Here is a 21,979-nt window from a genome sequence, read left to right as displayed (position 1 = left end):
AAAATTTTCCTTCATTAAATGTATAATGCGAAGTAGAAATAAAAAAGGGCTGTTGCATGGGCAACAGTCCTTTTTTATTTGTGGGTCACAGCCCTATGCTTTTCTCCATCACCCGATACAGCACCACTGCCAGCACCACGGACACCACATTGCTCACCGCCATGCTGACGGCGCAGTTTATGGCGCTTACGTAGGCGATTGGTTGGGGCAGGCCCAGGATAAACACCTTGAAACTGTAGCGGATCAGGGGCTCGGTGATCACGTTCACCATGGAACCGAAGATGGAGGCCAGGGCCGCGGCCCGGAGCCGGGCTCTGTCTTCCGTGAGTCGGTCCAGGTGGCACAGGTGCTGAGCCGCCCAGGCGGTGGACCAGCCCAGGAGGAACTTGGCCAGGAAGGTAGGCGGGGCGGAGGTGGTGTACCCGGCCAGCAGGTCCGCCAGGGCCAGGCCGATGGCCCCGGACAGGGCTCCGTATCTGGCTCCCAGTACCAGGGCGGACAGCAGGATGAAGGCGTGGCCCACATAGATCTTCCCGGTAAGCCCCATTCCCATGGGGATCTCGATCCGGAGATAGGAGAAGCAGGCGAAGGCCAGTGCGGCGAACATCCCTGCCAGTGTCAGTTTGCGTATTTGCTGTTCCTGCAATTTCATCAACTCCCTTATAGCTTTTTATTATAGCGCCGGCCTTCCTGTGAAAAAATACACGGTTTGAACGTTTTTGAAAGAAAAATGTGCTTCTTCCGGAACTTTTGTTTCTCCTTTCTCCACCCCTTGTGGTATACTGGGGATAATGACGTTGGAAGGAGAGACAGAAATGGCCAATACGCGCGAAGAAGCTTGGGAACTGCTGAAAGAATACAACCAGGAACCCTTCCATCTCCAGCATGGACTGACGGTGGAAGGCTGCCTGCGGTACTTTGCCCGGGAACTGGGCTATGGGGATGAGGAAGACTTCTGGGGCATGGTGGGCCTGCTCCATGACCTGGATTTTGAGAAATATCCGGAACAGCACTGCCGGAAGGAAGCGGAGATCCTGAAGGAAAAAGGCTGGGACGACCGGCTGATCCATGCGGTGGCCAGCCACGGATGGCCCCGGTGCAGCGATGTGGAACCCAGGGAGGAAATGGAAAAGGTTCTCTATGCGGTGGACGAACTGTCCGGGCTCATCGGGGCAGCGGCCCTTATGCGCCCCAGCAAAAGCGTCCAGGATATGGAAGTGAAGTCCCTGAAGAAAAAATTCAAGGACAAGCATTTTGCTGCCGGATGCAGCCGGGACGTGATCCAGCAGGGAGCGGATATGCTGGGCTGGGATCTGAACAAACTGTTCGAACAGAGCATCCTGGCCATGCGGTCCTGTGAGGAAACCGTGCGGGAAACCATGGAAAAAGAAGAAGGAAAGGCCTGAAGGGCCAAAAACAGGGGGAGCGGGGCCTTGAACAGGGGTCCTGCTCTTTCGTATAATAAAGGGTAAGAGAACTGCAACCAAGGAAGTGATACCATGGATCGTCATTATGCGGAACCTCATGAAGTCATGTATCATACCCAGCTGTCCCGGGAACGGCTGATGGGAGCGGATACGGCCCTGCTGCCCGGGGATCCGGGACGGGTCCGGTCCCTGGCGGAAGCCATGGGCCCTACGGTGGATCTGACCAGCCACCGGGAATACACCAGCTGTCTCACCCAGGTCCAGAACCGGCCGGTACTGGTGTGCTCCACCGGCATGGGAGGCCCTTCCACCGCCATCTGCCTGGAAGAACTGGCCCGGCTGGGGATCAGACGGGTGATCCGGGTGGGGACCACCGGCTCCATCCAGGACGGCCTGGAACTGGGAGATGTGGTGATCATCAAGGCAGCGGTCCGGCTGGAGGGCACCAGCTCCCACTATGCCCCCCTGGAATTCCCGGCGGTGGCGGATTTTGAACTGACCCAGCTGCTGGCCTATGCGGCCCTGGTGGAAAACGTGCCCCATCAGGTGGGCATCTGCTGCAGCTCGGATACCTTCTGGCCCGGCCAGGAACGGTACGACAGCTTCACCGGCTATGTACTCCGCCGGTTCCAGGGGAGCATGAAGGAATGGCAGCAGCTGGGGGTCACCAACTACGAAATGGAAACCGCTCCGGTGTTCGTCACCTCCCAGGCCCTGGGCCTGAAGGCGGCCAGCCTGTGCGGGGTGGTGGCCAAACGGACGGAAAGCGAAAGCATTGCCTCGCCGGAAATCTACCGGCTGGCGGAGAACCGGTTCCAGACCATTGTCCGCCGGGCATTGAACGAGTTGTTGGGAAGGGAGGAAAAGAAATGAAACGGTGCATCATCCTGATGATGGATTCCTTTGGCATCGGGGGCGCCCCTGATGCGGCAAAATTCGGAGACGCCGGAGCGGATACCCTGGGCCACATTGCCCGCTGGTTTGCCCGGCAGAAGGAGCAGGCCCCGGGAGCGTCCTTCCTGGCCCTGCCCAACCTGGCCCGGTATGGGCTGGAACTGGCCCACAAAAGGAGTACTGGAGAGGACCTGGCCCATTCCATCGGCAGTCCGGAACCCCTGGCCGGGGCCTATACCTATGCCAAAGAGATCAGCAGCGGCAAGGATACCCTCAGCGGCCACTGGGAACTGACAGGAGTGCCGGTGATGTTCAACTGGGGCTATTTTCCCGACAAGCCCCACTGCTTCCCGAAGGACATCATTGACGGGCTGATCCGGGAAGGCCATCTCCCCGGTGTGCTGGGGGAAAAGCACGCTTCCGGCACGGTGATCATCCAGGAACTGGGAGAAGAGCACATGCGTACCGGCAAGCCCATTGTCTACACTTCCGCTGATTCGGTGCTCCAGATTGCCGCTCATGAACGGACCTTCGGACTGGAGAATCTGTACAAACTCTGTGAGATTGCCTACAGACTTGTCCAGCCCTACCACATCGCCCGGGTCATCGCCCGTCCCTTTGTAGGGGAAAAGGCCGGGGAATTCACCCGTACCGGGAACCGCCACGACTATGCAGTACCGGCGCCGGAAAAGACCCTGCTGGATGAAGTGTACGAAAAAGCCGGTGGGGTCTATGCGGTGGGGAAAATCGCAGATATTTTCGCCCACAGGGGGATAACCCGGGCCTGGCATGCCACCGGCCTGGACGCCCTGTTCGACGCCACCCTGGAGGCCCTGGACGCTGCCGGAGACCGGAGCCTGGTGTTCACCAACTTCGTGGATTTCGATTCCACCTACGGCCACCGGCGGGACGCCAAAGGCTACGGGGAAGGGCTTATGACCGTGGACCGGCGTCTGCCGGAACTGGCGGCCCGGCTCCAGCCCGGAGACCTGGTGCTGGTCACTGCGGACCACGGGTGCGACCCCACCTGGAAAGGGACGGACCACACCCGGGAACACGTGCCCATGCTGTTCTTCGGGCCGGAAGTGAAGCCCGGGCCCCTGGAACCCATGGATACCTACAGTGATGCAGGGCAGATCCTGGCCCATCATCTGGGACTGGAACTGGCCCGGGGGAAAGCCCAGGAGGTGCTGAAATGAAAAGAGTCCAAAAGCTGCTGCTGACCCTTTGTTTCGTCCTTACGGGACTGTTCCTGATGGTGCCGGCAGAGGCGGCAGAACAGGCGGCCGCCCCTGACCTGCTGGATCGGAAGACCATTGCCTTTGTGGTCTATGACCATACGGGAGAAGCCACAACCTCCATGAAGGAAGTGTGGAAGCGCCAGGTTCGCCAGGCCTATCCCCGGGCGAAGTTCGTCTTCCTCCCTGATGCCCAGGCGGCGGAAGAGGCCAATGAGGTGCTGCTCCAGTTCGGAGGAGACGGGTACCCTATTGAAAAGGAAGTCCTGGATAAGATTGCCGACAAAACGGGAGCCACCGTGGTGTCCCTCCTGGTGGTCCGGGCCATGGACGAATTCTACATCCAGCCCCTGTTCCTGGGAGGCTGGGACGATGACGGACCGGATACCCTGCTCCGGGTGGTGTCCGGGGCGGATATGTACATTTATCGGAAGGATACGGGGAAGTACATGAAGAAAAAGCTCCGGAAGGTGGAAACTACGGATATCGCCCTGGCGGTCCATCCGGAAAAAGAAATCCAGTACGCCCTCAGCAACCTGGCCATGACCATGGAGGGGAAAGATTTGATTTGAAGGAGGTGAATGATGATCAGTCCTGAAGTTTGGAAAGGGATCCTGATCCCTTTTGCCGGAACCAGTCTGGGGGCCGGCTGCGTGTATTTTATGAAGGAACAGCTCCACCGGAATGTCCAGCGGGGGCTCACCGGCTTTGCCGCCGGTGTCATGGTGGCAGCATCCATCTGGAGCCTTTTGATCCCGGCCCTGGAGGAAAGTGCCGGGCTGGGGAATTTCGCCTTTGTACCGGCGGTGGTGGGCTTCTGGGCGGGAATCCTGTTCCTGCTGCTGCTGGATGTGGTGATCCCCCATCTCCACATGAACACCGATGAACCGGAAGGGCCCCGGAGCCATCTGGCCCGGACCACCATGATGCTGCTGGCGGTGACCCTCCACAACATCCCGGAAGGGATGGCGGTGGGGATGATCTACGCAGGGTTCCTCACTGATCCCGGATCCATTTCCCTGGGCAGCGCCATTGCCCTGTCCCTGGGGATCGCCATCCAGAATTTCCCGGAAGGGGCCATCATTTCTCTGCCTCTCAAGGCGGCAGGGATGAACCGGCACCGGGCGTTTTTGGGCGGGGTACTGTCCGGCATCGTGGAGCCCATTGCGGCGGTGGGGACCATCCTGGCCTCCGGGGTCATCGGCCACCTGCTGCCCTATTTCCTCAGTTTCGCCGCCGGGGCCATGCTCTATGTGGTGGTGGAGGAAATGATTCCGGAAATGTCCGAAGGAGAACATTCCAATATTGGAGTCCTCACCTTCGCCCTGGGGTTCACAGTGATGATGACCCTGGATGTGGCACTGGGGTAGAGAAAATCATAAAATTTTCTATGCGTTGTTTAAACAACGGATTCTTTTCCTGCTCCGGACTATAATAAAGCCATCGAGTGAGAAAACAATCTGTTGAAGTTTTTATAAGAAAAGGGGAGTATACCTATGGAAAACAAGATGTTCTGTTATCAGTGTCAGGAAACTGCCGGCTGCAAAGGCTGCACCGTTGTCGGGGTCTGCGGCAAGAAGCCGGAAGTGGCTGCCATGCAGGATCTGCTGATCTACGCCACCAAGGGTCTGTCCGCTGTGACTACCGCCCTGCGTGCCGCCGGCAAATCCGTCAGCCGGAACGTGAACCATCTGGTGACCGTGAACCTGTTCACCACCATCACCAACGCCAACTTCGACCGGGAATCCATTATTGCCCGGATCAAAGAAACCCTGGCTGTGAAAGCTGATCTGCTGACCCAGCTGGATGACACTTCCAGCCTGCCTGCTGCAGCTCTGTGGAACGGGGACGAAAGCGAATTCGACGCCAAAGCCAAAACCGTAGGCGTCCTGGCCACCGAAAACGAAGACATCCGGTCCCTGCGGGAACTGATCACCTATGGCCTGAAAGGCCTGTCTGCCTACAGCAAGCATGCCAACGTGCTGGCTCAGGACGACGAAGAAGTGGATGCTTTCATCCAGCGGGCCCTGGCTGCCACTCTGGACGACAGCAAGAGCGTGGATGACCTGGTGGCTCTGACTCTGGAAACCGGGAAATACGGCGTACAGGGCATGGCTCTCCTGGACAAAGCCAACACCACCGCTTACGGCAACCCTGAAATCACTACTGTAGACATCGGCGTCCGGAAGAACCCGGGCATCCTGATCTCCGGCCATGACCTGAAAGACCTGGAAATGCTTCTGGATCAGACCGAAGGCACCGGCGTGGATGTATACACCCATTCTGAAATGCTCCCTGCCCACTACTATCCGTTCTTCAAGAAATACAAGAACTTCGCCGGCAACTACGGTAACGCCTGGTGGAAACAGAAGGAAGAATTCGAAAGCTTCAACGGGCCCATCCTGATGACCACCAACTGCATCGTTCCTCCCAAAGACAGCTACAAGGGCCGTCTGTGGACCACCGGTGCCACCGGCTTCCCCGGCTGCCGTCACATTGACGCTGACGAAAACGGCCACAAGGATTTCAGCGAACTGATCGCCCAGGCCAAGACCTGCCCGGCTCCCACTGAAATCGAAACCGGCAGCATCGTAGGCGGCTTCGCCCATGAACAGGTCTTTGCCCTGGCTGATAAAGTGGTGGATGCTGTGAAATCCGGCGCCATCAAGAAGTTCGTGGTCATGGCTGGCTGCGACGGCCGGATGAAGAGCCGTGAATACTATACGGAATTTGCCAAGGCTCTGCCGAAAGATACGGTGATCCTCACCGCCGGCTGCGCCAAATACAAATACAACAAACTGAATCTGGGTGACATCGGCGGGATTCCCCGGGTGCTGGATGCCGGTCAGTGCAACGACTCCTACTCCCTGGCTCTGATCGCCCTGAAACTGAAGGAAGTCTTCGGCCTGAAAGATGTCAACGAACTGCCCCTGATCTTCAACATTGCCTGGTACGAACAGAAAGCCGTCATCGTCCTGCTGGCCCTGCTGTACCTGGGTGTGAAGAACATCCATCTGGGACCCACCCTGCCTGCCTTCCTGTCCCCCAACGTGGCCAATGTGCTGGTGAAGAACTTCGGCATTGCCGGGATCACCAACGTGGAAGACGACATGAAACTGTTCTTCGGAGCCTGATCAGCCATGATCAAACTGTACGATCCGGATACCTGCCCCTGCAGCCATACCCACTGCCCCCGGTACAAGGACTGTGAGCCCTGCATCGAATTCCACCACAATTCGGAGGAATATCCCCTGACCGCCTGTGAGCAGGTGGCTGAGAGGGAAAAACGGCAGGCCCGCTGACAAGAAAGAAGGCTTTTCCATGGGAAAGCTGCAAGTAAAACGGATTTACGAAGACCCCGCTGAGACGGACGGCAGCCGGTTCCTGGTGGACCGGCTGTGGCCCCGGGGCATTAAAAAGGAAAACGCAGCCCTTACCGGTTGGGACAAGGAGATTGCTCCCACCAACGGACTGCGTCGGTCCTTCGGCCACGATCCGGAAAAGTTCCCGGAATTCGCCGCCGGCTACCAACAGGAGCTGGAAGCCAATCTGGAAGCGGGACCCTTTGTGGAAAAAATAAAAAAAGCCCTGGCCCAGGGCAACGTAACCTTGCTGTACGGAGCCAAAGACCAGGAGCATAACAATGCGGTTGTGTTGAAAAAGTGGATAGAGAAAAAAGAGACTGGTGCCTGAGCATCAGTCTCTTTTTCTCTGTCAGCGGTCAATGGTCTCCTCGATCCACTTCCCGATCACCCGGGCCAGTTCCAGCCGGGCGGTGTCCAGTGCGTGGTTGCTGGGGAGGATCACTTTTTTGTGATGGCCGGTACCCGGAAGGGCTTCCAGCTCTTTCCACAGGGGCTCCACCATCCATTCCGGAGGGGCCACTGTATCCCGGCTGCCTCCGATCAGCAGCAGGTTCCGGTCCTGGAACCGGTGGGCGTTCTGGACGAAGCTCCATTGCCGGGCGTGCTGGACGCTGTCCTGCCACAAATCCTCAAACCGCCCCACATGGAGCACGGCGGCCGCCTGGGCAAACAGCTCCTTCAGCTGGCTGTGGGGCACGTGTTCCAGCCCCGCCTGGTGGTCGTAGGGACAGAAGGCCACGGTGCCCCGGAGAAAGGGCAGGACCCGGGAAGCGTTCAGCACCGTGTTCCCCCCATTGGAATGGCCCACCAGGAAGATGTTGGCCGGATCGATGGCGTAGGCTTTGGCTACCTCTTCCCGGGCCCACCGGGCCAGGGCCACTGCGTCTTCGATGCAGTGGGAGAAGGAATAGGTACCTTCGCTGCCCCAGGCTCCCCGGTGGTAGGGGCGGATCACCACACAGCCCATCCGGCGCAGGCACTGGGCCAGGTCGTCATTGTTGTTGGTGCCCGGGATACCGTGGCACAGGACCACCGCCGGGTGGGGTGCCTCATAGATCCCCGAGGGCAGGTAGATTTCCCCCAGCACCCGGTCCCCGTCAATGGGCAGGTCCAGTTCCAGGGAATCCGGCAGGGGAGCATCCTGGTAATCGGGCTCTTCCAGCACATAACGGGCATCAATTTTCATAAGTCAAAGCTTCCTTTCCAGCAGCGTCTCCGTTGAGATTCTTTTTGTACCAGTCTTTTCCGTGGAAGATCCGGGTAATCAGCATGGATACCACCGTATCCCCGCAGGAGTTCAGCAGGGTGCACCCGGGGTCGAACAGTTCAATGACCATCAGCAGGATGGGGAAGGCGCTTTCCGGCAGGTGGAATACGGAAACGATCATGGTTTCACCGGCAGCTCCGCCTCCCGGTACGGAAGAAGTGGCCACGGAAGCGGCAACCCCCAGGAACAGGGCCAGGATGAAGTCAAAGCCCGCCAGAGGATGGCCGAACAGAGTGGTGGCCAGTACTTCCGAATAGACCACGGCGATGCAGGCACCGTCCATATGGCAGGTGGCTCCCATGGAGACCACCACGGAAGAAATGTCCCGGGGTACCCCCAGTTTGTCACAGGCTTCCATCTGGAGCGGGATGGTGGCGGCGGAAGAACGGGTGCCCAGAGCCGTCAGGGCCGGAGCCAGGATCACCCGGAAATAGTTCTTCACGCCCCAGGTGCCGGCGGCCAGCCAGGCATAGAATCCCAAGAATACGAAGAAGTATACAAAGACCACGGTGTAGAACACCACCATGGCACTGCCGTAGGTCTTCAGCAGGTCGATGCCGTAGGTGCCGGTGAGATCCGCAAAATAGGCGCCCAGGCCGATGGGAGCCGCCTTCATGAGAATGGCCACCATTTTATAGCACACCAGGCTCATGGCGTTCATCCAGTCCACCACCGGTTTGGCAGGTTCCCCGATCAGGGAAACGCAGATGCCGAAGAAAATGGTCAGGATGATGAGGGGCAGCACATGGAACCGGGAAATAAGGAGCGGCAGATCTCCCACCGTAAGGGTGTTGACGATCTGGTCCGCAATGGTCACCGGTTTGGCCGCTGCCTGGGTTGCTGCCGCCGCAGGAGCTGTAAAGGAGGTGGGCACTCCGGTGAAATGGGTCACCAGCAGGATCAGGCCACCGGAAATGGTGGCCGTGAGAACGAAAATGATCAGGGTATAGCCGATCATTTTCCCCACCTTACCAGTATCTTTGGTAGCGGCAATGGAGCCGGCAATGGAGAAAAAAATCAGCGGTACGATGAGACAGAACAGCAGGTTCAGGAAAATCTGTCCAATGGGCTTCAGGAAGGAAGCCTTGTCTCCCAGTACCAGGCCCAGGATGGCCCCCAGGATGCAGAAGGTGATCAGGATAATGGGATCCCGATAGTTGGCCAGGGCGGAACGGCCCGACCGGTTTGCGGTTGTCATAAAAAGTCCCCCTAACTGAGTATGAATGAAGATATGAACAAATTATAGAACTTTCATTGTCAAAACACAAGAAAAAGTCAGCTTTTTTGCAAGATGTCTATTGTGGATGCATGGGATTCTGGAAACCATCAGTTGCGTTAACCTGAAACAATCAGGGGTTGAACAATCAGTCCAAATCCGCTACACTAAAACCATTATGGAAGAATACACTGAAGGATACATCAGAGCCCTGGGCCAGTTCCAGGGCAGCCGCTATGACCACAGCTTCATTGCCCGGATCCATTATGCCAGGGTCCGGAAAGCCGGGCCGGACTGCCGGTTCCGGTGCGTGTGCCTGAAGGACCGGAAACGGAGCCAGCTGCTCCAGGCGGAAGCCTGGGAGGGAGAAATCCAGGTGGGGACCCTCCAGGTAGAACTGCTTTTTGCCGGCTCAAAGGTAAACCTTACAGAAAAAATAGGTTTACTGAAACGGGACCCCGGACCTCCGGAAGGGTACGGGCCCTGGCGGGCCTTTTCCCCGGAAGAAGTGAGGGAGTTTTCCCGGCGCACCGGGGATACCAATCCCATCCATCTGGATGGCCGGCCGGTGGTCCAGGGACTGCTCCTGTGGCAGAGCCTGTTCCGGCACCTGGGAGAACCGGAAACCATCCATATGTTGTTCAAAGCCCCCGTCCACGGGGGAGAAATGATTTACTGCAGGGAGGAACCTATCAATGAGCGAAATGAGAAAGAATTTGCATCCGTCTGTGGCCGCAACCGGGAGCCGGGAACAGATCCGGTTCATGACCGGCAGCGCCGTCTGTGTCGCGCTGTTGGCGGTCTCGGCGTACATTTCTTTTCCGCTGCCTTTTACTCCGGCCATGGTAACAGCACTGACCATTATGGTGAACCTGGTGGCCTTCATCATGAAGCCGAAACAGGCAGCGATCATCCTGGGAATCTATCTGCTGCTGGGAGCCGTGGGGGTTCCGGTGTTCGTGGGAGGTACCTCCGGAATGATGAAGCTGGTCGGGCCCACCGGGGGCTTCAACCTGGGCTTTCTGGCGGCGGCTGTGGCCATGAGTGCCGTCCGGGGGAACACCCGGTCCTTTAAGAAGCTGGTGGCCGTCGGCATCTGTGTGGGCATGCCCATCATTTATGTGGGGGGCTGCCTGAGCATGTACCTGGTGGCTAAAGTGGGGGTTTGGAAGACCCTGGTGATGGCTGTGTTCCCCTTCCTGATCGGGGATACCCTGAAAGTGGTCCTGGCTGCCTTCCTGGCCAACCGGCTCCAGCGCTATGGATTCTGAGAGAACGGTCCAGGACGTGTTCCTGGTGGGAGGCCTTCGGAGCCATCTGGGCCTCCAAAATGGAATCTTTAAAAATGTACCGCCGGAGAAACTTGGCGCTGCTCTTCTCCGGCAGCTTTGTATCCGCTGCCCGGCAGCCCGGGAGGCCCAGCTGATTTTAGGCGGCAATGCTGTAGGCAGCGGGGGGAACCTGACCCGGCTTATGGCCCTCACTGCCGGATTCCCTGTGGAAACGCCGGCCCTTACCCTGGACATGCAGTGCGCTTCCGCTCTGGGGGCCCTGTCCCTGGCCTGGGGGAAGATTGCCAGCGGCCAGCTGGATGTGGTCCTGTGCGGGGGGGTGGAATCTTCCTCCATGCAGCCCCGGCGGGTGTACCAGCCCTGGGACAGCCGGTACACCCCGGAAGGCTACATGACCGCCCAGTTCTCTCCGGATACCCATAGCCCCCGGGCCATGCTGGAAGGAGCGGAACGGACGGCCCAGGTGTATGGGGTGCCCCGGGAGGAACTGGACAGCTGGGCCGTGCGCAGCCACCGGAGGGCGGCCCAGGCGGCGGAAGAAGGCCGGCTGGGACCCTGGGTGGTGTCCCTGTTCGGCAGTACAAGAGATGAAAGCATCCGGCCCCGGATGAACGGGAAACTGGCCCGGCGGATGCCCACCCTGTTCACCCGGGAGGAAACGGCGGCCCTGCTGACCCCGGAAGAACGGAACCTGGCGGGAGACTGTACCCCCACTCTGACTGCGGCCAATGCCTGCCTGACCCAGGACGGGGCAGCCTTCCTGGTGCTGGCTTCCGGTCGGCAGCTGGCTGCCTGGCGCCGGGCCGGGAAACCGGTGCGGCCTCTGGCCCGGATCCTCCACGGTACGGAAGCGGGCGTGGATCCCCGGTTCAGCCCTCTGGGCGCCCTGACCGTGGGAGAAAAGATCTTGGAAGAAACCGGGCTCCCGGTGGAAGCCATCGACGATTTTGAATACAATGAAGCCTTCGGGGTGATCTCCGCCCTGTTTGCCCGGCAGTATCCCACCTGTACCGATCGGTACCTGCCTCTGGGGGGTGCCCTGGCCTATGGCCATCCTTATGGATGCAGCGGTGCTGTGCTGGTGCTCCATGCCCTGGCGGCTCTGGAGGGGCAGGAGGGAAAAAAGGCCCTGTGCGCCATTGCCGGAGCCGGAGGCACAGGAGCCGGGGTACTCCTGGAAACTTTGTAGCAGAAAGAAGAATCAGCCATGGATTATGGAACGATACTGGAACAATGGGCCCGGGTCCAGCCGGAAAAGGCCTGCCTGGTGGAAGAGAAACAGGTCTTTTCCTATGGGGAAATGGCCCGGAAGGCCCGGGTGTACAGGGACAGCCTGAAGCAGCTGGGGATTCCCCGGCAAACTGTTCTGATCATCCGGCCCAGACCGGCGGCTCAGCTGGAAGCCTTTTTGGGCGCGGAACTGGCAGGCTGGGTGCCGGTGTTGGGCCATCCGGACCTGTCAAAAGAGGCGGCGGACGAACTGGCTCGGGTCCGGCAGATCGGGTGGATCGACGACGGAATCCTGCGGCCCGGGTGCCCGGAGGCTCCAGTGCCGGCCAGGGAACTGTGCATGGGGGTCCTGAGCAGCGGCTCCACCGGGCTGCCCAAGCTGATGTTCCGGACCTATGGCAGCTGGGGGGATTTCTTTCCGGAACAGGACCGGAAGTTCCAGGTGGACCGGGACACGGTGGGTTTCTGTGAAGGGAGCATGAGCTTTACCGGGAACCTGAATGTGTGGGCCCAGCTGCTCCATGCCGGTGCCACCCTGGTGCTGGCCACCAACCTTCGGAGCATCCGATGGAAGGACCTGCTGGACCGGTACCCGGTGACCCTGCTGTACCTGGTGCCGGTGAAGCTGAAACTGTTGCTCCAGGTGCTGGAGCGGTCCTATCCGGCCATGAAGACGGTGCTGGCAGGGTCCCAGCTGCTGGATGGGGAAACAGCCCGGACCCTGAAAGCGCATTTTCCTTCCAGCCAGGTCCTGCTGTATTACGGGGCCAGCGAACTGGACTACATCACCTGGCTCACCTATGAGGAGCTGCTGGCCCATCCCCAGAGCGTGGGAAAGCCCTGCCCCGGGGTGAAGGTGGAGCTCCGGGAGGGGATGATCTGGATCGATACGCCTTACCATGTGGCTGGTCTGTCCCGGCCCTGTACCCTGAAGGATATGGGATATTTCGATAAGGACGGATATTTGATCTTCCTGGGCCGCCGGGGTCAGGTAATCAACAAGGGAGGCCTTACCATCAGCTGCAGCCGGGTGGAACAGGCCCTGCTGCAGGTGCCTGGGGTACGGGATGCCTGTGTGGTGCCCGTCCGGGACGAAAAGCGGGGAGAAGACCTGGGCGCTGGTGTGGTGCTGGAACCGGGGATCACCCTGCCCCAGGTACGAAAAGCCCTCCGGAAAACCCTGCTCCCGGGAGAAATCCCCGGCCGGTGGGAACAGCTGGACCAGCTGCCCCTTACGGGAGTGGGGAAGGTGGATTACAAGAAGGTGAAGGAGAGTCTGGCGTTCTCATACCCTCATTCGTGACAAAAGGGTGCCATCGTTTACGGTGGCACCCTTTTGCGGTATACTATATTATGTAGAAGTATATACAGGAAAGTAGGGATTCCCATGAAAAATTCCAAGATTTTAACATTGGCCATCCTGGCCTCTTTGCTGTCCACCCCTTGCGCCTGGGCGGCCCATAAGACCACGGCGGCTGCTGCCGCCACTTCTGCCCAGACGGAAACGGCGAAACCGGCCAAGGCCGAAAAAGCCGCTGCCAAGGCGGAAAAAACGACTGAAAAGACTGCCCCGGCGGAAACGGCAGCTGCAGAAACCACGGCGGCAGAACCCCTGCCGGCGGACAATTACAGTGCTGCCAAGGTGGTCAGCGGCGAAAAGACCGCTCTGGCTGACAGCTATGCGGCTCTGGTGGCGGACGAAAGTGCCCTTCTGGTGAAGAACGGGGCGGACGTGACACTGTCCCATGGGGCCATTACCAAAAGCGGCGCCACCACTGACGTGCTGGGCAGCAAGTTCCACGGCCAGAATGCAGCCGTGCTGGCTGCAGACGGAGCCCTTGCCATGGACGGGTGCACCATCCGGACGGAAGCGGACGGGGCCAACGCCGTGTTCGCCACTGGGTCCAAAGGCAGCGTGAAGCTCCACGATTCCAACATCCGCACCACCGGGGCTTCTTCCCGGGGCCTGGATGCCACCGAAGGGGGTACCATTACGGCGGACAACATCAACATCGGTACCACCGGTATCCGGTCTGCGGCCCTGGCAACGGAACCTTCCGGAGCCAGCGTGACAGTGAGCAAGAGCACCATCAACACTTCCGGAGAAGGCTCTCCCCTGGTGTATTCCAAGGGAACCATCAAGGTCAGCGAAGTAAAGGGCACCGCCGGAGCCAGTGAAATCGCCGTGGTGGAAGGGAACAACTCCATCCATCTGGAATATGTGGATCTGTCCGGCAACGGCAGCCACGGGGTGATGCTGTATCAGAACAAGACCCGGGACAACGGCACTGACGGCAAGGCCCTGGGCCGGTTCGCCGCCAAAGGGTCCGCTCTCCGGAGCCTGAAGGAAGGCCCCCTGTTCTACGTGACCAATACCGCAGCCCGGATCTATTCGGAAATGACCACCATGCAGTATCTGGGGGGCACCCTGATCCGGGTGGAAGCCAACCAGTTCGGGGACGCCGGGACCAACGGCGGTGACCTGACCTTCATGGCCAACAACCAGGGGCTTTACGGCAATGTGTCCGTGGACGCCAGCAGCACCATCTTGATGGACCTCCAGAACGGCAGCCACTGGTCCGGAGCCATTAATACGGATAACACCGGCAAGAAGGTGGACGTGAACCTGGACGCCTCCTCCAGCTGGTCCCTGACCGCTGACAGCCATGTGGACGGGTTCACCGACGGAACTACGGCCCTGACCAACCTGAAGGGCAACGGCCACACCCTGTACTACAACAGCAGCAGTGCCGCCAACGCCTGGCTGGGCGGCAAGACCTACGAACTCCAGGGCGGCGGGTATCTGAAGCCGGAGAAATAAGAGTGAAGAGTAAAGAGTGAAGAGGGTCTGATCATGAAACAAACGAAAAAAATCACGGCGTCTCTGCTGGCGGCTCTGGCTTTGACGGCTCCCTGCTTTGCTGCGGGGGCTGCGGCCCAGCCGGCCGGTGATAAAACGGCCCAGACGGCTCCTCTGACCAAAGAAGACCGGGAACGGGCGGAACTGCGGACCAAGACCTACAAGGCCCTGCTGGATCTGTACAAACGGAAACCCCAGTCCCGGAAGGCCATCCAGAACGCTTTTGGCTATGCAGTGTTTGTGGACACCAGCTACAGCGTGGGACTTTTAGGTGGGGGCCACGGCCGGGGACGGGCCATCAACCAGCACAGCGGCCGGGAAGTGTTCATGAAAATGGGCGAGATGAAAGTGGGCCTGGGCCTGGGGGTCCGGCAGTCCAACATCATCTTTGTGTTCGGCAATGAAGACGCCTTCAATTCTTTCATTACCAAAGGATGGACTTTTGGTGGTGAAGCGGTGGCTGCTGCCGGAGACGGAGTCAACGGGGACGCCCTGGAAGGCTCCTTCCAGGTGGCACCGGGTATGTGGATGTACCAGGTGACCACCAAGGGTCTGGCCGCTGATCTTACCGTAAAGGGCACCCGGTTCTATGTGGACAAGGACCTGAATGTGAACACGGTGGTGAAATGACGGAACCTCAATCCCTGGAACAGGGCCTCCTGACCCTCCGGCCGGTGGCCTGGTACCGGGGCCTGCTGCCGGAAAAATTCGGCCTGCCCCGGCAGAGCGGCCTGGTGCCGGATCTGACAGGACGGGTGGAAATGGCGGAAGGGTTCCGGGAACGGGAAGCCCTCCGGGGCCTGGAAGGGTTCTCCCACCTGTGGCTGATCTGGGGCTTTTCCAAGAACCACACCTGGTCGCCTACCGTGCGGCCGCCCCGGCTGGGAGGCAATACCCGTCTGGGGGTCTTCGCCACCCGGTCCCCCTTCCGTCCCAATCCCCTGGGCCTGTCCCTGGTGGAACTGGACAAAATCATCTGGGAGGGCCCCCATGGCCCGGAACTGTGGGTGAAGGGGGCGGACCTGATGGACGGTACCCCCATTTATGACATCAAGCCCTATGTGCCCTACGCCGATGCCCGTCCCGACGCACGGAGCGGCTTCGCCCAGGGGGCGGACAGCACCCTGGAGGTCCGGTGTTCCCCGGACCTTCTGGCCAAACTGCCGGAAGACCAGCGGGGGGCCCTTTTGGGGATCCTGTCTCAGGACCCCCGGCCCCATTACCAGAAAGATCCGGACCGGATCTACGGTATGGCCTTCGGAGAATGGAATGTAAAGTTCCGCATTGCAGAAGAAAATGTAACTGTAATTTCCATTGAAAAGATTCAATAATCATCAAAATAAGAAAAAAAGAGCTGTTACCTGTATTTTACAGAGAACAGCTCTTTTTTTATCTGTCTTGCAATTCCCTCTTCCGACCAGATGCGGTTGTTTATCCAACCGCATCTTTTTATGTTATACTAGGAATATTAAGGAAAAAAGGAGCGTGGAACCATGTTTAAAAAAGCGGCTTTGGCGGCTCTGGCCCTTTGCTTCAGCCTGTCCGTCCCGGCTTTTGCCGAGGTGGAAAGCCAGCAGGCCCAGGTGGGGAACCTGGAAATGACCTGGCCGGTGGTACATACCAAGAACAAAAAAGCGGATACCATGATCAACAAGGACATCAAGACCTTTATGGATGATTTCCGGGCCGGGTTCGTGGACCGGAAGTTCACCTCCGGCCGGACCTGGTATGAAACCAAATACGAGGACAACCAGCTGGTTTCCCTGGTGCTCAGCGATCTGCGGACCCAGGGCAGCGACAACAAGGTCCGGACCAGTGCCGTGGTGTATGAACTGGCCAGCGGCCAGCGGCTGCCTCTGTCCGCCTTTGTACGGGTGACGGTGGCCGACCTGAACGGATACCTGGCCAACCAGTGCTACAACAGCAGTGATGTGAAGATCCATCCCACCAAGCAGGTGACCCGGGTGCCGGAAGATTTCTTCCTGAACCAGGACGGGAGCATTTCCATCCTGTTCCAGACGGACGAACTGGGAACCCTCCTGGACGGGCCGGTGTATATCCGTCTGAGCCAGCCGGACCTCCAGGACCTGAACACCCGGAATCCCCGGGCCTGAGATGGTCCTGAAAAGAAATCAAGGGGGACGGCTGGTCCGTTTTCTGGCGGCCGCTGCCCTGCTGGTGCTGCACCGGGCGGCCTGGGCGGCCTCCCAGCCGGCGCCGGACCGTCCGGTGAAACAGGCGGCCATGACGGCCATGGCAGCGGCCGTGTGCGCCGGCAGCTATCACCCGGAAAACAGTGAAGAAGTCCGGTATCTGGAAGACTACGGCTGGAAGCTCACTCCCTATACCCTGAAGGACGGGAAAACGGAAGTGAACTTCACCCTGGCCCGGAAACCGGATCCCCTCCGGGGGAAAATCTGGAATGTGCTGGCCTTCCGGGGCAGTGCCTCCAAAGGGGACTGGAAGCTGAATCTCCAGATGGAGACGGTGGACTATCCTTCCGGGAAACCGGCCGTCGGAGAAACGGACAGACCAGCGGTCCACAAAGGCTTCCTCCAGTACGCCCGGACGGCTCTTTCCCAGCCTCTGGATGTGGATGGGGACGGGAAGACGGAAAACCTGGGGGACTACCTGAAAACCCATCCCAGGGAACGGCTGCTGCTCACCGGCCACAGCCTGGGCGGAGCCGGGGCCACCCTGGTGGGAGAAGAACTGGCGGCCCAGGGGGTATCCCGGGCCCAGATCCCGGTGATCACCTTCGGGGCCCCGGCGGTGGGAAACCGGGCTTTTGCCCGGGAATACGGAACGAAGATCAGCCTGCTCCGGGCGGTGACCTCTCTGGACCCGGTGCCCGGGGCGCTCCAGACCGTGACCCGGTCCGGGTATCAGCAGTTCGGAGAAAAGAAAGAATATGCCCTGTCGGGAAAATACACGGACTACCAGCATCCCATTTCCTATTATCTGGACCTGGCGGTGCGGGATTATTATCAGGAACGGCAGAAGGCGGTGGAAGCGGGAATCTGGCCCCCGGCGCCCTGGGAGCAGCGGGAAGGCGCCGGTCCCTTGACGGCCCTGGTGATCCTGAGCCGGGACAACGGGGCGGATACCCGGTATTCCCCGGATCTGGGCCAATTCCTGCTGGATGAATACCGGAACCTGCTGCCCCGGTATGTGGTGCTGGAGTACCGGCACACCGCCGGCAGCGAGGATCTTTGGTCCCAGGAAGAGATCCGGCAGAAAGCCCGGCAGGCCGGGGCGGACATCCTGGTGGTGGCCCAGGTGGATCGGCACCGGGTGGGCCAGAGCGACAAATGGTCCATCCAGCTGGGCCAGGAAGTGCTGGACCTGAGGAATGGCGGAGTCCACCGGGTCACAGCAGGAACCACCCGGGTGCGCTTCGAGCAGGGAGTACTCCAGAGCCTGCTGACCCTGTGGGAAGAACAGAAAAAAGAAGTACAGAACGTCCTGCCGGAAGCCAACAGGCAGGAACCATTGTGGATATTTTTGCGGGAAGAGGGGAATTTGAATGAAAATCATTGACGGCCATATGCATTTTTTCCGGTATGAAGGCTTCGACCAGGTGGCTAAAGCCGCCGGCCATGAAAATACAGTGGAGAACTATTTGAAGGCCTGCCGGGAGAACAACGTGGTGCTGTCGGTGGCCATGGGCAACGCACCTCTGGGGCCCAGCCGGTTCGGAGGGGTGGTGCCCAGGGTGCCGGATCTGGCGGGCCCCTGCACCCTGGATCCTTACAACCAGCCGGCGGAAATCGCCTTCTGTGCCGGGCTGGAAAGCAACGCCCTTACCAAAGAGAACTGCGAAAAGACCGCCCAGGAATTCGAACCGGTGGTCCGGAACCCCCACTGTGTGGGGATCAAGATCTACACCGGCTACAACCAGGTGTATGCCTATGATCCACGGCATTTTCCCCTGTATGAACTGGCGGAAGCCTACCAGGTGCCGGTGGTGTTCCATACGGGAGACACCGCCGGGGGCCACGGGTTTCTGAAATACGCCCATCCTCTCACCATCGACGAAGTGGCGGGCCAGTTCCCCCGGGTGAAGTTCGTCATTGCCCACTGCGGCAATCCCTGGATCCTGGACGCCATGGAAGTGGTGGCCAAGAATCCCAATGTGTATGTGGACCTGTCTGGGCTCCTGGAAGGGAAGTTCGACGGGGCCATCTTCTACGAAAAGCACCGGGATTATTTCCGCTATATCCGGATGTGGCTGGACTATGTGGACCGGTATGACAAGGTGATCTACGGCACCGACTGGCCGCTTATCAATATCCACAGCTATATCGAAAATATGAAGCTGGTGGTGCCGGAAGCCCACCACGAAGAATTTTTCTACAGGAACGCCCTGCGGGTCTACACCAAGCTGCTGGGGCTCCTGCCCAAGGAGGAGAACGCATGATTACAGGAAATCTGGACCATCTGGACCGGCTGGCAGGCCAGCTTACCGGGCCGGTGAAAAAGGCCCTTGAACTGCTGGCGGAACGGGATGTAACGGAGCTGCCGGTGGGAAAGAAACTGCTGGCCGGAGAAGACATCTTTGCCAGCGTCAACGAGTATGAAACGGAACCGGCCCGGGACCGGCGGCCGGAAAAACACTTTCAGTACATCGACATCCAGATCCTGGGTGCCGGACGGGAAGCCATCGGCTACACCGACGTGGAAAATGCCGGAGAGATCACCGAAGACCGGCGGGAAGCCAATGACGTGGTGTTCTACGGCCAGGTGAAAAAGGAAAACGTGGTGAAGCTGGAAAAACGGGATTTCGCCATTTTCTACCCCTGGGAAGTCCATCGGCCCAACTGCCAATTTGACGGGAAGGCGGAAAAGGTAAAAAAAATCGTAGTCAAGGTACGGATGGATCAATAAAAGCAGGGAGTCAGCCTGCTTTTTATGTGAAAACCCTGCAACATTTCTGCGACTGTTCCGGAGGCGAAGCCCAGCGGGTGTGGATCGCCACGGTGCTGGCCCAGCAGCCGGATCTTCTGTTCCTGGACGAACCAACTGCTTTTCTGGACATTTCCTACCAGGTGGAAGTGATGCAGCTGGTCAAGAAGCTGAACCGGGAAAATGGTATGGGCATCGTCATGGTCCTCCATGACCTGGGCCAGGCTCTGGAAGTCAGCGACCGGGTGGTGGTGATCCAGAACGGGAAGAAATACGCGGAGGGCCCTCCGGAAGAACTGCTGGCCCGCCGGGGCCTGTATTATGCCTTATGGAAGAAAGAAGCCGGAGACAATGCGGCTGGAAAGAGAGAGGAAACATGAACATACTGACTGCAGGCGTGGATTATTTCATCAAAGGGGGCTGGGTCATGTGGCCCCTGCTTTTTTGTTCCATTGCTGCCCTGGCCATCGGGGTGGAACGGATGCTGTTCTTCCGGAAGGCAGACAGCGGCCGGGAATTCACCAAGGACTTCTGCACCTATGTGGAAAACAATGACTGGTACCAGGCCAAGGAACTGGCGGACCACACCCAGGGAGAAATCGCCAAGCTGGCCACCATTGTCATGGAGCGGCATGACAATTACGGGTACCTGGAAAACTTCATCAGCTACCGGGCGGAACGGGCCCTGGACAAATTCGAGAAGAACCTGCCCTATCTGAACATTATCGTGACCCTGGCTCCGGTGCTGGGACTTTTGGGTACTGTTACCGGGATGATGGGAGCCTTTACCCACCTGACCCAGCGGATGACCAACCCTATGGGAGTTACCTCCGGCTTGGCGGAAGCCCTGATTACCACGGTATTTGGCCTGTGCATCTCCATTATCGCCGTAGTGTTCCATGGATATTTTGAACGGCGGATGAAGACCATCACCCTGAACATCGAGGAAATGGGCAACACCCTTCTGGAAGCGGTGCGGAAGAAGGAAACCTTCAGCGTATGCAGCCATTCGGAACGGAGGCGGGCATGATCAAGCTGAAGGACCGGAAAAAAAACGACCTGGGAATCATGATCAGTCCCATGATCGACATGAGTTTCCTGCTGCTGGTGTTCTTCATCGTTACCACCATGAACATGAGTGAAGTGGAAACGGTGCCGGTCCAGCTGCCAGCGGCCACCCAGACCCGGATCCAGCCGGAGGCCCGGTTCAATGTGGCGGTCAAGGCGGACGGCAGTCTGTACCTGGGGACGAAACCGGTGACCCGGGAAGCCCTCATCGCCCAGGCCAAAGCCGCTGCGGCCAAAGACCCCCAGTTTTCCCTGGTAATCTACGGGGACGGGCAGGTGCCCTATGAAAAGGTCCTGGGGCTCCTGGACGACTGCAAGGCCGCCGGGATCCTCCGGGTGGGCCTGGCGGCGGAAAAGGCGGCGGACCATGGGCAGCAGTGACAGCCGGAAGGGGCTGCTGGTGTCCCTGGGGGTCCATCTGGCGGTGTTCCTGGTTCTGGGGAGCGCCGGGTTCCAGGCCTGGCAGAAACAGCAGGAACAGGATAAAGTCTACACCGTAAACATCGTTTCTGGCAGTCCCTATCATGGGTATGGGGAAGTGCCCGGGGCCCGGCTGGGGAACGGGAACCCTCCGGCTCCTGCAGCAGGACAAAAGCCGATGACTGCTGCTTCCCGTCCCCAGGTTCCGGCGGTGCCCCGGATGACGGCCCCGGATGCCATTCCGGAAGAACGTACCGCTGCCCAGAACAGCCCGGCAGCCCCTGTACCGACAGAAAATGCCAGTTCGGCTCTGACCGGCAGCGGAGACGCATCTTCCAGCGGCCAGGCTGCCGGGGATCTGGAAGGGGGCAGTCCTGACGGAGTCTCCAATGGGGGCAATCCGTCAGGCAGCCCGGGAGAACCTCCGGGCCCGGCAGGGGCGGATGGCCCCGGCTTCGACACGGAAGCGGTTCAGTCCGATGTATCCGCCAGCTTCCTGGGAGGGCCGGCGCCGGAATATCCTGATGCGCTCCGGAATCACGGGATCCAGGGCTCCGTCCGGGTCCGGATGATTGTGGGGAAGGACGGCTCCGTGGAAAGCGCTTCGGTGGTGTCCAGTTCCGGCTATGGTCCCATGGAACAGGCAGCCCTGGATGCGGCCTACGGCTATGCTTTTGAACCGGCGTACAAGGAAGGATACCCGGTCCGGTGCTATGCGACAAAAACATTTACCTTCCGGCTGAACTGACCGGGGAGACCGGCCGCGGCTTTCGGGCGGACCGGTCTCACGGGGGGAA

The 21,979-nt window shown here is 59.4% G+C and carries 25 protein-coding genes; 22 read left to right on the top strand and 3 right to left on the bottom strand.

Annotated elements, in window-relative coordinates; translation table 11 throughout:
* Positions 1 to 85: 85 nt before the first annotated feature.
* A complete protein-coding gene (locus ACTQY1_RS04230) occupies positions 86 to 646 on the bottom strand; it encodes an ECF transporter S component (RefSeq protein ID WP_329777840.1) in 561 nt (186 codons plus the stop codon).
* Between the two features lie 169 nt (positions 647 to 815).
* On the opposite strand from ACTQY1_RS04230, the gene ACTQY1_RS04225 reads away from it, so the two are divergent.
* From ACTQY1_RS04225 to ACTQY1_RS04190, 8 genes are all read left to right on the top strand, one after another.
* Positions 816 to 1,406 (top strand): hydrolase, encoded by a 591-nt coding sequence (locus ACTQY1_RS04225; RefSeq protein WP_154487702.1) that lies wholly within the window; start codon positions 816 to 818, stop codon positions 1,404 to 1,406.
* 93 nt (positions 1,407 to 1,499) lie between these two features.
* Positions 1,500 to 2,300, top strand: a complete 801-nt coding sequence (gene udp / locus ACTQY1_RS04220) for a uridine phosphorylase (RefSeq protein ID WP_022487171.1) — start codon at positions 1,500 to 1,502, stop codon at positions 2,298 to 2,300.
* A complete protein-coding gene (locus tag ACTQY1_RS04215; RefSeq protein ID WP_154487704.1) occupies positions 2,297 to 3,520 on the top strand; it encodes a phosphopentomutase in 1,224 nt (407 codons plus the stop codon). The genes udp and ACTQY1_RS04215 overlap by 4 nt, the downstream gene beginning before the upstream one ends.
* Positions 3,517 to 4,131: a hypothetical protein gene (locus ACTQY1_RS04210; protein ID WP_308664301.1), complete on the top strand. Its 615-nt coding sequence runs from the start codon at positions 3,517 to 3,519 to the stop codon at positions 4,129 to 4,131. Before ACTQY1_RS04215 ends, ACTQY1_RS04210 begins: the two co-directional genes overlap by 4 nt.
* Before the next feature lie 12 nt (positions 4,132 to 4,143).
* Positions 4,144 to 4,929 (top strand): ZIP family metal transporter, encoded by a 786-nt coding sequence (locus ACTQY1_RS04205; RefSeq protein WP_154487706.1) that lies wholly within the window; start codon positions 4,144 to 4,146, stop codon positions 4,927 to 4,929.
* 126 nt (positions 4,930 to 5,055) lie between these two features.
* The gene (gene hcp / locus ACTQY1_RS04200) at positions 5,056 to 6,693 is read left to right on the top strand and encodes a hydroxylamine reductase (RefSeq protein WP_022487175.1); all 1,638 of its coding nucleotides are present in this window, start codon (positions 5,056 to 5,058) and stop codon (positions 6,691 to 6,693) included.
* Between the two features lie 6 nt (positions 6,694 to 6,699).
* Positions 6,700 to 6,861: a hypothetical protein gene (locus ACTQY1_RS04195; protein WP_022487176.1), complete on the top strand. Its 162-nt coding sequence runs from the start codon at positions 6,700 to 6,702 to the stop codon at positions 6,859 to 6,861.
* A gap of 19 nt (positions 6,862 to 6,880) precedes the next feature.
* Positions 6,881 to 7,252, top strand: coding sequence for a DUF488 domain-containing protein (locus ACTQY1_RS04190; RefSeq protein WP_022487177.1), 372 nt, complete (start codon positions 6,881 to 6,883; stop codon positions 7,250 to 7,252).
* A 21-nt stretch (positions 7,253 to 7,273) separates the two neighbouring features.
* On the opposite strand, the gene ACTQY1_RS04185 is transcribed toward ACTQY1_RS04190, so the two are convergent.
* On the bottom strand, positions 7,274 to 8,110 hold the full coding sequence (locus ACTQY1_RS04185; protein ID WP_288311005.1) for an alpha/beta hydrolase family protein: 837 nt from the start codon (positions 8,108 to 8,110) through the stop codon (positions 7,274 to 7,276).
* Positions 8,100 to 9,389, bottom strand: a complete 1,290-nt coding sequence (locus ACTQY1_RS04180; RefSeq protein WP_022487179.1) for a dicarboxylate/amino acid:cation symporter — start codon at positions 9,387 to 9,389, stop codon at positions 8,100 to 8,102. Before ACTQY1_RS04180 ends, ACTQY1_RS04185 begins: the two co-directional genes overlap by 11 nt.
* Positions 9,390 to 10,102: 713 nt before the next feature.
* On the opposite strand from ACTQY1_RS04180, the gene ACTQY1_RS04175 reads away from it, so the two are divergent.
* The 14 genes from ACTQY1_RS04175 (at position 10,103) to ACTQY1_RS04110 (ending at position 21,930) form a co-directional block, all read left to right on the top strand.
* Positions 10,103 to 10,678, top strand: a complete 576-nt coding sequence (locus tag ACTQY1_RS04175) for a biotin transporter BioY (RefSeq protein WP_022487180.1) — start codon at positions 10,103 to 10,105, stop codon at positions 10,676 to 10,678.
* Positions 10,668 to 11,888: a thiolase family protein gene (locus ACTQY1_RS04170; RefSeq protein ID WP_022487181.1), complete on the top strand. Its 1,221-nt coding sequence runs from the start codon at positions 10,668 to 10,670 to the stop codon at positions 11,886 to 11,888. The genes ACTQY1_RS04175 and ACTQY1_RS04170 overlap by 11 nt, the downstream gene beginning before the upstream one ends.
* 18 nt (positions 11,889 to 11,906) lie before the next feature.
* On the top strand, positions 11,907 to 13,232 hold the full coding sequence (locus ACTQY1_RS04165; RefSeq protein WP_022487182.1) for an AMP-binding protein: 1,326 nt from the start codon (positions 11,907 to 11,909) through the stop codon (positions 13,230 to 13,232).
* 84 nt (positions 13,233 to 13,316) lie between these two features.
* Positions 13,317 to 14,750 (top strand): hypothetical protein, encoded by a 1,434-nt coding sequence (locus ACTQY1_RS04160; RefSeq protein WP_288311001.1) that lies wholly within the window; start codon positions 13,317 to 13,319, stop codon positions 14,748 to 14,750.
* Between the two features lie 33 nt (positions 14,751 to 14,783).
* The gene (locus ACTQY1_RS04155) at positions 14,784 to 15,419 is read left to right on the top strand and encodes a YSC84-related protein (protein WP_022487184.1); all 636 of its coding nucleotides are present in this window, start codon (positions 14,784 to 14,786) and stop codon (positions 15,417 to 15,419) included.
* Entirely contained in the window at positions 15,416 to 16,120 is a 705-nt protein-coding gene (gene tsaA / locus ACTQY1_RS04150; protein WP_279126789.1) for a tRNA (N6-threonylcarbamoyladenosine(37)-N6)-methyltransferase TrmO, read from the top strand. Before ACTQY1_RS04155 ends, tsaA begins: the two co-directional genes overlap by 4 nt.
* Positions 16,121 to 16,282: 162 nt before the next feature.
* Positions 16,283 to 16,903, top strand: coding sequence for a hypothetical protein (locus ACTQY1_RS04145; RefSeq protein WP_308664298.1), 621 nt, complete (start codon positions 16,283 to 16,285; stop codon positions 16,901 to 16,903).
* 1 nt (position 16,904) lies between these two features.
* Positions 16,905 to 18,329, top strand: coding sequence for a lipase family protein (locus ACTQY1_RS04140; RefSeq protein WP_308664297.1), 1,425 nt, complete (start codon positions 16,905 to 16,907; stop codon positions 18,327 to 18,329).
* The gene (locus ACTQY1_RS04135) at positions 18,316 to 19,209 is read left to right on the top strand and encodes an amidohydrolase family protein (protein ID WP_308664296.1); all 894 of its coding nucleotides are present in this window, start codon (positions 18,316 to 18,318) and stop codon (positions 19,207 to 19,209) included. The genes ACTQY1_RS04140 and ACTQY1_RS04135 overlap by 14 nt, the downstream gene beginning before the upstream one ends.
* Positions 19,206 to 19,676 carry a YhcH/YjgK/YiaL family protein gene (locus tag ACTQY1_RS04130; RefSeq protein ID WP_441373807.1) on the top strand — a complete coding sequence of 157 codons (471 nt, stop codon included), beginning with the start codon at positions 19,206 to 19,208 and terminating at the stop codon, positions 19,674 to 19,676. The genes ACTQY1_RS04135 and ACTQY1_RS04130 overlap by 4 nt, the downstream gene beginning before the upstream one ends.
* 26 nt (positions 19,677 to 19,702) lie before the next feature.
* Positions 19,703 to 20,074, top strand: a complete 372-nt coding sequence (locus ACTQY1_RS04125) for an ABC transporter ATP-binding protein (protein ID WP_441373806.1) — start codon at positions 19,703 to 19,705, stop codon at positions 20,072 to 20,074.
* Entirely contained in the window at positions 20,071 to 20,724 is a 654-nt protein-coding gene (locus tag ACTQY1_RS04120; protein WP_441373805.1) for a MotA/TolQ/ExbB proton channel family protein, read from the top strand. Before ACTQY1_RS04125 ends, ACTQY1_RS04120 begins: the two co-directional genes overlap by 4 nt.
* Entirely contained in the window at positions 20,721 to 21,143 is a 423-nt protein-coding gene (locus ACTQY1_RS04115; RefSeq protein WP_022487192.1) for an ExbD/TolR family protein, read from the top strand. Before ACTQY1_RS04120 ends, ACTQY1_RS04115 begins: the two co-directional genes overlap by 4 nt.
* The gene (locus tag ACTQY1_RS04110) at positions 21,130 to 21,930 is read left to right on the top strand and encodes a TonB family protein (protein WP_441373804.1); all 801 of its coding nucleotides are present in this window, start codon (positions 21,130 to 21,132) and stop codon (positions 21,928 to 21,930) included. The genes ACTQY1_RS04115 and ACTQY1_RS04110 overlap by 14 nt, the downstream gene beginning before the upstream one ends.
* The last annotated feature ends 49 nt before the right edge of the window (positions 21,931 to 21,979 follow it).

It is taken from the genome of Acidaminococcus sp. HCP3S3_G9_1 (assembly GCF_052122455.1).
Lineage (GTDB): Bacteria > Bacillota > Negativicutes > Acidaminococcales > Acidaminococcaceae > Acidaminococcus.
This window is presented reverse-complemented; position numbering and strand designations above follow the sequence as displayed.